Source organism: Streptomyces sp. NPDC002156 (genome assembly GCF_053593675.1).
In genome coordinates, this window is record NZ_JBSFDA010000247.1 from 1 (window position 1) to 11,268 (window position 11,268).

Consider the following 11,268-nt stretch of genomic DNA (forward strand, 5'->3'; position numbering starts at 1 on the left):
GGCAGTAACGGGGGTGCCGGTCAGCTAGATCAGGCGGTTCGGCCGCGCCCCTTTAGGGGCGCGGGGAACTGCGCGACCAGCCCCCAGGGATGGGACGGGTAGGGGCGGCGGGGGCGAGGAAAAACCAAGCCCCACCCCCCTCTCACCGACACCCCACCTCATCCCCCGTAGTAACCCCGAACTCCCCCACCCGAACCTTCCGCACCCCCCGATAATCCGCCCCCACAGTCACCCGCATCACAGCCCCCTGCCCCCGCACCACCCGCAACGAACTCCCCGGCAGCGCAGCCGCCAACGACCTGGCCGACCGATCCCACCGAGGGTCGTACGCGATCACCGTCCGCCCCACCTCCCGCCCCCGCGCATTCACCGGCACCCGAGTAGTCCGAAACCCGGCCCCCGCCAACTCCCGATCAACCTTCCGCCCCAGCCCCGCCGTCCGCGTCCCGTTCTCCACCTGCACCCGAATCTGCTGCGGAGCCACCTCCACCCGAACCGGCGCACCCCTCTTGGCGCCCCCACCCTTCCGCACAGCCAACGGCTCGTCCTCCCGCAGCGCCCGGAACAACCGCCCCGACTTAGCCGCGTCCCACTTCAACGTCGACCCGATCCCCTTCACGGCGAACCCCATCCGCCCGATCGGCACGGTCGTGAACTCCGACGACGCCGGCGAGAAGTTCCGCATCGCCCGCCCGAGGTCCAGCAACTCACCCGTACCGAACTCCTTGTCCGCCCGCACCGACCCGAGCACCGCCCGCGTGATGTCCCGGAACTTCATCGGGTTCAGCAGCACCCCGGACGACGTGGACTGCGCGATCAGCGCCGCCATGAACCGCTGCTGGCGCTGCATCCGCCCCAGGTCGGAGGACCCGTCGGCGTGCCGGGACCGGACGTACTGCAACGCCTCCCCGCCACTCAGCTCATGCTTCCCAGCCGCCAGGTTCAGCCCCGTGTACGAGTCCTTCAGCGGTCGCGTCGCACAGATCTCGACTCCCCCCAGCACATCCACCGTCTTCATGAAGCTGGTGAAGTCGATCTCCAGATAGTGGTCGATCTTCACGTGCGTCATGTGCTCCACCGTCCGCACGGTGAGGTTCGGCCCGCCCTCCGCGTACGCCGCGTTCAGCTTGATGACATGGCCGCCGTGCCGGTGCCCGGTGATCCGGTCGGTGTGCGGGGGCGTCACGGCGTACGAGTCGCGCGGCAGGCTGACGACGCTCGCCCGCTCCCGGTCCTCCGAGATGTGCACGATCATCATCGTGTCGGTGCAGTGACAGGGGGCGCCGCCGAGCCGGTACTTCCGCCGCTCGGCCTCGCTGATCTTCTCTCTGCTGTCCGTGCCGACCAGCAGCACGTTCATGCCGTGGCCCGCTCGCGGCCGGTTCTTCATGTCCTTGAAGGGGTCGACCCGGGCGATGTCGGCGTCGAGGCTGCTGACCACCGAGTGCCCGATCCCGGCCGCGGCGAGCACCACGACGGACAGCGTCGTCACCGCCCGCATGGCCCAGCGTGGCTTTTTCCGCCGTACGGGGGGACGCGGACGCCCGGACGACGGCCGTGGCCGGCGCTGTGGGGAACCGGGGGATGCGGGCATGGGGGGACACCTCCGCGAAGGCTGCTGGCCGGGGGAGTGGGGCCGAACGTGGGATCCGTGAGCACCGTAGGCCCATACGATCTGCGGCCCGGCTCAGGGAGCGGGCGGCGCGCGTCGGTGTCCCCCGTTCGCGGTAACGTGAGCCCCCTATGAACGCCAAGCCCGACGTGCAGCTGCCCGCCGTGTCCGTGATCATGCCCGTCCTCGACGAGGAGCGGCATCTGCGCGGAGCCGTCCAAGCGATCCTCGCCCAGGAGTACGCCGGCGAGATGGAGGTCGTGATCGCCCTCGGTCCGTCCACGGACCGCACGGACGAGATCGCCGCCGAGCTGGTCCGCGAAACGGCCGGCACGAACAAGCGCGTGCAGACAGTCCCCAACCCGACCGGCCGTACGCCCGCCGCGCTGAACGCCGCGATCAAGGCCTCCCGCCACCCCGTCGTCGTACGCGTCGACGGACACGGCATCCTCTCGCCGGACTACATCGCGACCGCCGTCCGTCTCCTCGACGAGACCGGCGCGCAGAACGTCGGCGGGATCATGCACGCCGAGGGCGAGAACGCCTGGGAGGAAGCGGTCGCCGCCGCGATGACCTCGAAGATCGGCGTCGGCAACGCCGCCTTCCACACGGGAGGCACGGCCGGGCCCGCCGAGACCGTGTACCTCGGTGTCTTCCGACGCGCCGCCCTCGAACAACAGGGCGGCTACAACGTGGAGTTCATCCGCGCCCAGGACTGGGAGCTGAACTTCCGCATCCGGGAGGCGGGCGGCCTCATCTGGTTCTCGCCCGAACTGCGGGTGTCGTACCGCCCGAGGCCCTCCGTGCGCGCGCTGGCCAAGCAGTACAAGGACTACGGCCGCTGGCGCCATGTCGTGGCCCGGTACCACGAGGGCTCCATCAACCTGCGCTACCTCGCCCCGCCCACCGCCCTGTGCGCGATAGCGGCGGGCGTGCTGCTGGGCGCCGTACTGACGCCGTGGGCCCTGCTGGTGCCCGGCGGCTACCTCGCGGCGATCGTGGCGGGCTCGGTCCCGGCGGGCAAGGGGCTCTCGCTGAAGGCGCGGCTGCAGATCCCCGTCGCCCTCGCCACCATGCACATGTGCTGGGGCTGGGGCTTCCTCACCAGTCCCAAGTCCCTTGCCAGGAAGGTGATCGCGGCCCGTCGGCCGGCGGTACTGGACGGCGCGAACGCGAACTGAGCCTGAACGACAACGAGTTGGGGCCCGCAGTCAGATGACCGCGGGCCCCGACTCATGTACCCCTACCAGCGGTAGGGCGAGTACACCTCCATGCACGCGCTGGTGTCCGAACCCACCACCGCGTCGGCCGTGTCGGGCAGTTGGCCCGCCTTCGGCGCGGTCTGCTTCGGGTACGCCGTGCCCTCGCGCCAGTCGGCGCCCACGGTCACCGTCACACCGGAGACGTCCGTCGACTTCTTCACCGAACTCGTCGGAATCCCCAGGGACTTGGCGACGAGCTGGGCGTCGCCCGCGAGATCGGCGCTCGGGTAGTACACGACCGTCTTGTCGACCGACAACGATGCCGACCGGTCCGCCGCCGCGTTCGTGAAGCCCTTGCCCGAGAGGATCTCGCTGATGCTGCTCGCCCGGCCGCTGACCGCGGCGAGCGTGGCCGTCCGCGTGCCGTTCTGCACGAGGACGCCGATCTTTCCGGGGTCGGCCGCCGGGTCCGTCGAAGCCGTCGCCGAGGGCGAGGCCGTCGGGGCCTTGGTCGCCGTGGTGCCGCCCTTGTCGTCGAAGGAGATGTCGTCGCGGAGCATCGTCCACATCGTCTCGGCGTCGGCCTCGGCCGCCACCAGATGATTCGGGTTCTGCGGGTCCACGACGGTCGGCATCGTCGTCATCGTGATGCGGTCGGTCGGCACCGACTTGAGCTGCATGCCCAGGTCGTACAGCTCCTTGACCGAGCCCAACTCCTCCGACACCGTCAGGGACTTGGTGGCCGCCTCGGCCAGACTCGTCAGCCGCGGGGCGTCCGTGAAGACGTTCTGCGACTTCAGCGTGCGGATCATCGAGTTCATGTACATGTGCTGGGCCTTGGCCCGCCCGAGGTCGCTGTAGAAGGCGTGCCGGGTACGCAGCCACTGCAGCGCCGACTTGCCCTCGACCTTCTGCTTGCCGGCCTTGAGCTTGAGCCCCGAACCGCCGGGTACGCCGGGCAGCGCGCGGTCCCACACGTTCTGCTTCACACAGACCTCGACACCGCCGATGGCGTCGGCCATCTGTACGACGCCCGCGAAGTCGATCGTCATCCAGTGGTCGATGTAGACCCCGGTGAGGTTCTGCCAGGTGGCCAGCGTGCAGCCGGCGCCGCCCCGGGCCAGCGAGGTGTTGATGATGTCGTTGGTCGCCGCGAACGTCTCACCGGTGTCGGGGTCCGTGCACTTCGGGATGTCGACCCGGGTGTCGCGCGGGATGCTCACCACGGCCGCGCTCTTGCGGTCGGCGGAGAGATGGATCAGCATCTGGACGTCGCCCAGCGGCGGGTTGGCGCTGTTGGCCTTGCCGCCGCCCAGGGACACGTTGGCGGCGGAGGCACGGCTGTCCGAGCCGATCAGCAGGATGTTCAGCGGAGTCTGCCCGGCCGCGTTGGGCTCGGTCTTCTGCGCCTTCGAGTCGCCGCTGCTGCGCTTGCCCTTCTGGATGTTGCTGTTCAGATGCTCGTAGTAGAGGTATCCGGCGCCGGCCGTGCCGAGTATCAGCACCGCCAGCGTCATTGCCGACCAGCGCAGCACCTTGCGCTTGCCGGGCCGCCGCGGTCTTCCCCCCGGACGGTCACCGCCGCCGCCACTGCCGCCGGCCGAGCCGCCGCCCCCGTCCCCGGAGTCCCCCTCCTGCTGCTCGTGCGAGCCGTCCCGCTGCCCCGGAACCCGAGCAGGCCGGACGCCCGATCGCGTCCCCTCCCCGTGCACACTGCTCTGTGTCATTCCCCTGCCTCCCCACCCTTGCGCCGTCGAACAGGCCTGCCTTGCGTCCGGTAAGACGCAAGGCAGGCCTGTCAGGTCAACCGGCGCACCCAAAACAACTGGCGCAGACGCTCGATCGATCAATCGACCCGCCGATCAAGAGATCGATCGGCCGATCGGTCGGCGTACTCGGCTCAGCTGGCGCACTGCACCTTGTCCGCCGTGGACTGCCCCTCCACGGTCGGTGCCTTCGCCGGCGCGGTGAGCGAGACGCCGGCCCCCTTGAAGTCCTTGCCCAGGGTCAGCGTCATGGTGGGCAGCCCCTGGGAGTTCGTCACACTCTTTCCGGGCTTCATCGCCGAACCGGACAGCCCCATGATGGCGGCCAGTCGCCGGGCCTGGTCGGCCTGGTCGGGCGCGTACTCCAACGTCGTCTTCGCAAGCTCCGCCGAGGCGTTGCCCGCGTTCTCGGACTTGGACACGCCCTCATCATTCTGCAGATAGTTAAGAGTCTCCTGTGCGGAGCCGGCCGGGGCACCGCCGTTCAGGATCCGCACCCGTACGTCGGAGGCCGCGGACTTGGTGCCCTTGAGGCGGGCGGCGACCGCGGCCGCCTCCTTCGCCTTCTGCTGCTTGACCGCCGTGAACGACACGTCGTTGATGATGGCGTTGAACACCTCGGGCGCCGTCGGGCCGACGGTGACCGTCGCCCGGACCGCTTCTCCCGGGGTGTCGATCACCGGCACGGTCATGAAGGTGATGTTCTTCGTCGGCACCTTCTTCAGCTCCAGTGCCACGTCCTTGAGCGTGGAGACCTTGCCGAGACCGGTGTCCACGGTCAGCGCCTTGGTGGCCGCGTTGGCGATCTTCAGCAGCTTGGCCGGGTTGGTCAGGGTGTCGCTGGAGGCCATCTTGCGCATCAGCGAGCTGAGGAACTGCTGCTGCACCTTGATCCGGTCCAGGTCGCCCTGGTTGCCGAAGCTGTGCCGCGTACGGACGAAGGCCAGCGCCTGTTCGCCCTCCACCGTCGACTTGCCGGCGGGCAGCTTGAGCTTCGACTCCTTGTCGTTGACCGCGTTCTCCACACAGACCTCGACCCCGCCCACCGCCGTCGTCAGCGTCTTCACGGCGTTGAAGTCGGCCATCATGAAGTGGTCCGGCGAGATACCGGTGACCTCCTTCACGGTGCGCATGGTGCAGCCCGGGTCGCGCCCGTCCTGCCCGAGGCTGGTGTTGAAGCGGACGCCCTGGGTACCGGAGATGATCTTCTCGGAGCCGTCCTCCTGCACGGTCGGACAGTCCGGGACGTCGACGATCAGGTCACGCGGGATGCTGAGCGCTGTCGCGTTCGTCCGGTCCTTGGAGACGTGCAGCAGGATCGTCGTGTCCGCGTGCCCGACGCTGCCCGCGTCGCCGTACGACTCGTTGCCCGCACCGGTGCGCTTGTCCGTACCGATGATCAGGATGTTGAAGGCCTCGTCCTTGCTGAAGCCGTCCTTGGCCGCCGTACCGACGTCGGTCGTCGTGACGTTGCCCTCGAGGTGCTTGAGGTAGAAGTAGCCGGCCGTCGTGGCGGCCACCATGACGAAGGCCATGGTCCCGCCCGTCCAGAGCAGCACCTTCTTGGCCTTCGACTTCTTCTTCTGCGGGGCACGCGAACGCCGCCGCCCGGGCAGCGGATCTTCCTCCGGCACACCCCGCCGCCTTCTCGGCGGCGGCACCTGCCCGGGTGACCCGGGCACGCCGTGCGTCTCTCGGTCCTGCTCCCGCTCCGGTGCCGCCGAACGCCCGCGTACCGCACCCGCGTTGGCGGGTGTGGCTCGACGAGGTCCCGGGACCGCTGATTGCGGTGCGGAGGGAGTCAGTCGCAGTTCGTATTCGCCAGTGCTCGGGTTGAGCACCCACTGGTCTGCGGGGTCGATGTCGTCCGCCCGCCCACGGCCTTGCGCGTCCACGGTTGTCTGAATCCTCCGTCGGGGCCACGCGGCGCCTTTCCCCCTCCAAAGGCGCTCGGGTCTCGGTCTCCGGTGTGCACACGACACTCGTCCTGACGCACCGGATCGCTCACACTATCCGTCCAGTTGGGCGTCAAGCGACGACGGTGACAAATTCCACGTCCCTACAACTGGGCAATCCACCCATTTCTTTGAACTAAGGTTCGCCGACTTGGCAATCGCTTTACCCGCAGGGGTCCTGGGCGGCCGTGTTCCCGCGAAAAGTGGGTACGGGGGAAGGGGTGGGGAGTTGGGCGGACGGCGCCCCTCCGGACTGCTTGCCGGTAGAGCGCCCCTCGAACTCGTATCCAGAATTGTGTTGCACTTCACTGCTTTGTGCGAAGGAATCACCCTGAACCGGGATTTCCTCCGCTACGGCGACCGGTGCGTCGGACCGCAGCCGCTCGAACAACCGCCCGGCGTCCGGCTCCACAAGCTGATCGCGATTGACGTCGTACGCGTACGACTCCCGTGGAACGGTCAGAAACCGCACACGTTCGGTAGGGATGTCGCGCATACTGCGCACCAACTCGTACAAACCACGCAGGCTGGCCAGCGCCGGGTCCGTGGTGAGCGAGGACGTGGCGGCGTCGAGCACGGGGTACAGCTTGACCGGGTTCAGCAGGACGTCATCGCTCTGCACCTTGTTGACGAGCGCCCCGAGAAAACGCTGCTGCCGGTCCATCCGCGCGGTGTCGCTCCCATTGCCGAGGGACTTCCGCGCCCGCACATATCCGAGCGCCTGCTCGCCATTGAGCGTCACCTTCCCGGCGGGCAGCCGCAGTTTGGCCTCCCGGTCGTCGACCGGCTCCGCCAGACACACCTCGACCCCGTCCACGGCATCGACGATGTCCTTGAAGCCATGGAAGTCGACGACCATGTGATGGTCGATCCGAATGTCCGTCAACTTCTCGACGGTACGGATCGTGCAGGCCGAACCCCCCTGCTGGAAGGCGTGGCTGAACATCGCGAACTCGGGTTCGCCAACAGAATGTTCTGCGCCCCACGCACCAACGAGACGGGCCGCTCCTTCTCGTACCGGGCCGGCTCGGCGGCGGCACCATGATCGGCAGTGATGTTCCCATCAAGCTTGACGTAGACCGCGATCCCGACCCCGACGGGCGGTGCCTGCGGTCTCGGTCACGTCTACGACCATGCCCCGGAGAGGAGACGAGGGCGCTCACTGCTGGGCCGAACGAATGAACGCCGGTCCGGGGGCGTACCTAGGGGCGCGGGGCTGTGACATTTGCGGCTCCGCCGCGTGGGCGCGACAAGCCCCCACCGGAGCCGCAGCCGAAAAACAACCCCTCACGCCCGGCGAGTAGCCGAAACCCGCTCATCCTCAACCCGCTTGGCCACCACACCCTCGGACACCCGCTCCAGATGCCGGCACAGAACAACGGACCCCCCGGTGGCAAGCGGCGAGTACAACCCCGCACTGACCCCTTCCCACGTGTCGTACCCCAGCCCCGACAACAACCGAGACCCAGGCCCCGCCAACCCGAACCCCACCGCATCCGCCCCGGCCCGCTCCACAACCTCCGCCCCCGTGAACCCGGCCCCGGCAACGATCAACGCCGCCGCCTCCGGATCCACGGGCGCGTACGGCACGAACCGGTCCCCCTGACTCGGCACCTCCACCGCGTAATCGGCGAAGCCCTCCGGCACCTGCGGAAACCGCCCACCCAACGGCCGCAGCGCGAGCGCGACCCGCTCACCGGAACACGCCCGCGCCGCGTCCAGCGTGTCGGGCCCGCTGACGACGATGTCGGCGACGGAAGCCTCGCCCCCCATGTCCGCGACAACCCCCACCGACGAACACGCCAGCAGCCACACCGCCGTCTGCCAGTGCGCGGGCAGCAGCAGCGCGACCCGGTCACCCGGTTCGGCGGACAGCTCGCCCTGGAGGAGATTCGCGGTCTTGGCCACCCAATTGGCGAAGGTGGCCACGGACAATTCGACACGTTCGCCCGTGGCATCGTCGTAGAAGGTCACCAGGGGGCGCGCGGGGTCCGCGGCGAGCGCGGAACGCAGCAGGTCGGCAGGGGTGCGGTCGGTGGCGTTCACCCGCGCAAGGGTACGCGTGGCCATGGGCGCGAGCCGACCCCCGGGGCCCCGTTTCGGGCCGACACGCCAGACGGACCGTCAGTTCATCGTTGGACAGATATGTATGACTATGTCCAGGATCAGGGGCATGCGTAGGTATCTTGCTTCCTCGATCGGCGTCACGTGTGCAACCGCCCTGGCGCTCCCGTTGACCCTGCCCACAACCCCGGCCTCGGCCACGGCGAGACCCGCCGAGGCGAGACCGGCAGCGGTGGCCCCCACCGTCCCCGGCAGCACCCAGTCGCTCCCGCTGACCCCCCGCCCCGGCGACCGCATCCTCGGCTCGGCCGCCGAACAGGGCCTGTACCGTCCGGACGTACGCCACTTCTCGCTCGTCGGCGTCATCTGGGACAACCCGGACACCGAGCTGTACGGCAGTGTCGAGGTCCGTACCCGGGAGGCCGGCGGCGACCACTGGTCCGGCTGGCAGAACGTCGAGACACACAACCACGACCACGCGGCCGACCCCGACACGGCCGAACGCTCCTCGGGCCGGGTCCGGGGCTCCACGGCACCGCTGTGGGTGGGCGACTCGGACGGCGTCGAGGTCCGCGTACGGGCGGACGGCGAGGGCCGCACGACGGGCGCCCGCGAGCCCCTCCCCGCGGGCCTGCGCCTCGAACTGGTGGACCCGGGCGAGGCGGCGGCGGAACCCGAAGGTCAACGCACACGCGACATGAGGGCGCCGGAGACACAGACCGAGTACGCCACCGAGATCCCGGCACTGAACAGACAGCAGACGGAGGAAGAGGCCCGCCTGCTCCAGAGGGAGCAGGCGCAGCAGGGTGAGCTACGGGTGAAGCCGTTCATCGGCCCGCGCCCGCGGATCGTCACGCGGCGCGGCTGGGGCGCCGACGAGAAGCTGCGCGAACGCGGCTTCGTCTACACGAAGAAGGTCAAGGCGGCCTTCGTGCACCACACGGCCTCTGGCAACAAGTACTGGTGCACACAGGTCCCGTCCCTCATCCGCGGCATCTACCGCTACCACGTGCTGAGCAGTGGCTGGCGGGACATCGGCTACAACTTCCTCGTCGACCGGTGCGGAAACATCTACGAGGGCCGCGCCGGGGGTGTGGCGAAGCCGGTGAAGGGCGCTCACACGCTCGGGTTCAACACGGACAGCATGGGGATCGCCGTCCTCGGAACTTTCGTCAGTTCCAAGCCGTCCAAAGCGGCAGTGGGGGCGATCGCGCGGCTCACCGCCTGGAAGCTCGGTCTGTTCGGGGCGAATCCGAACGGAAAGACATACCTGAAGTCAGGTGGTGGCAATCTCTACCCAAAGGGAAAGAACGTACGACTGAACGTGATCTCCGGCCACCGGGACGGCTTCGCCACCGAGTGCCCGGGCCGGCTGCTCTACGGAAGGCTCGGCTCGGCGCGCCTGACGGCGGCCAAGTACCAGGGCCGATGAGGACTTCGTCCGACCGAACGCGCTGATTCGGTCGGTCCCGGCAGAAATCAGAAAACAGGAAGCAGGGACGACAGGTGACAGAAGCGATTCTCCTGGTCGGCGGCAAGGGCACCCGGTTGCGTCCGCTCACCGTGCACACCCCGAAACCGATGGTCCCTGCGGCCGGAGTCCCCTTCCTCACGCACCAGTTGGCGAGAGCGAGAGCGGCGGGGGTGGAGCACATCATCCTCGCCACCTCCTACTTGGCCGAGGTCTTCGAACCCCACTTCGGCGACGGCGGGTCCCTCGGCCTCCATCTGGAGTACGTCACCGAGGACGAGCCCCTCGGTACGGGCGGCGCGATCCGCAACGTGGCCTCGCGCCTGCACTCCGCCCCCGACGACCCGGTCCTGGTCTTCAACGGCGACATCCTCACGGGCCTGGACATCCGGGCCCTGGTCAGCACACACGAGACGACAGGGGCGGACGTCTCCCTGCACCTCACCCGAGTGACGGACCCGAGGGCATACGGCTTGGTCCCGACGGACGAATCAGGCCGAGTAACAGCATTCCTGGAGAAACCCCAGACCCCGGAGGAGATCGTCACCGACCAGATCAACGCGGGGGCGTACGTCTTCCGCCGCTCGGTCATCGACACGATCCCTACGGGCCGCCCGGTGTCGGTGGAAAGAGAAACGTTCCCGGAACTACTGGCGCTGGGAGCCCACCTCCAGGGCTTGGTGGATTCGACGTACTGGCTGGACCTAGGGACACCCGCGGCCTTCGTACGAGGCTCGGCGGACCTGGTACTGGGCCGGGCCCCGTCCCCCGCGGTCCCGGGCCGCTGCGGCGACCGCCTGATCCTCCCCTCGGCCCGAGTGGCCCCCGACGCCAAGGTGACCGGCGGCACGGTGGTGGGCGAGGGCGCGTTCGTGGCGGAGGGCGCACGCGTCTCGGGCAGCACGATCCTGGCGGGCGCGGTGGTAGAACCGGGCGCGGTCATCACCAACTCCCTGATCGGGACAAGGGCCCGAGTGGGCGAACGCTCCATCCTGACCGGCACGGTGATCGGCGACGGCGCGATCATCGGCGCCGACAACGAACTGAGGGAGGGCGTACGGGTGTGGTGCGACGCAAGAATCCCAGCGGGGGCGCTCCGCTTCTCGTCGGACCAGTAAGAAGTTCCCGGTTCGGTTGTGGGGGTGCGACAGTCGCGCCGGTCACGCTCGGCAGCGAGGCAAGTACGCGTTCGGCGCCC

The 11,268-nt window shown here is 68.9% G+C and carries 7 protein-coding genes and 1 pseudogene; 3 read left to right on the plus strand and 5 right to left on the minus strand.

Annotation, left to right across the window (positions count from 1 at the left end; translation table 11 throughout):
* Positions 1-142: 142 nt before the first annotated feature.
* A complete protein-coding gene (locus tag ACWCRB_RS46315) occupies positions 143-1,594 on the minus strand; it encodes an LCP family protein (RefSeq protein ID WP_451001832.1) in 1,452 nt (483 codons plus the stop codon).
* 149 nt (positions 1,595-1,743) lie between these two features.
* On the opposite strand from ACWCRB_RS46315, the gene ACWCRB_RS46320 reads away from it, so the two are divergent.
* Positions 1,744-2,793 carry a glycosyltransferase family 2 protein gene (locus tag ACWCRB_RS46320; protein ID WP_451001833.1) on the plus strand — a complete coding sequence of 350 codons (1,050 nt, stop codon included), beginning with the start codon at positions 1,744-1,746 and terminating at the stop codon, positions 2,791-2,793.
* 62 nt (positions 2,794-2,855) lie between these two features.
* On the opposite strand, the gene ACWCRB_RS46325 is transcribed toward ACWCRB_RS46320, so the two are convergent.
* The 4 genes and pseudogenes from ACWCRB_RS46325 to ACWCRB_RS46340 form a co-directional block, all read right to left on the minus strand.
* Complete coding sequence (locus tag ACWCRB_RS46325; RefSeq protein ID WP_451001834.1) at positions 2,856-4,541, minus strand: LCP family protein; 1,686 nt, start codon at positions 4,539-4,541, stop codon at positions 2,856-2,858.
* A 173-nt stretch (positions 4,542-4,714) separates the two neighbouring features.
* The gene (locus ACWCRB_RS46330) at positions 4,715-6,475 is read right to left on the minus strand and encodes an LCP family protein (protein WP_451001835.1); all 1,761 of its coding nucleotides are present in this window, start codon (positions 6,473-6,475) and stop codon (positions 4,715-4,717) included.
* A 223-nt stretch (positions 6,476-6,698) separates the two neighbouring features.
* A pseudogene (locus tag ACWCRB_RS46335) lies at positions 6,699-7,621 on the minus strand (LCP family protein).
* Between the two features lie 201 nt (positions 7,622-7,822).
* Positions 7,823-8,581: a TIGR03089 family protein gene (locus ACWCRB_RS46340; protein ID WP_451001836.1), complete on the minus strand. Its 759-nt coding sequence runs from the start codon at positions 8,579-8,581 to the stop codon at positions 7,823-7,825.
* A gap of 127 nt (positions 8,582-8,708) precedes the next feature.
* Between ACWCRB_RS46340 and ACWCRB_RS46345 the strand changes: the two genes are divergently transcribed.
* A complete protein-coding gene (locus ACWCRB_RS46345; RefSeq protein WP_451001837.1) occupies positions 8,709-10,031 on the plus strand; it encodes a peptidoglycan recognition protein family protein in 1,323 nt (440 codons plus the stop codon).
* A gap of 74 nt (positions 10,032-10,105) precedes the next feature.
* Positions 10,106-11,188, plus strand: a complete 1,083-nt coding sequence (locus tag ACWCRB_RS46350) for a sugar phosphate nucleotidyltransferase (RefSeq protein ID WP_451001838.1) — start codon at positions 10,106-10,108, stop codon at positions 11,186-11,188.
* The last annotated feature ends 80 nt before the right edge of the window (positions 11,189-11,268 follow it).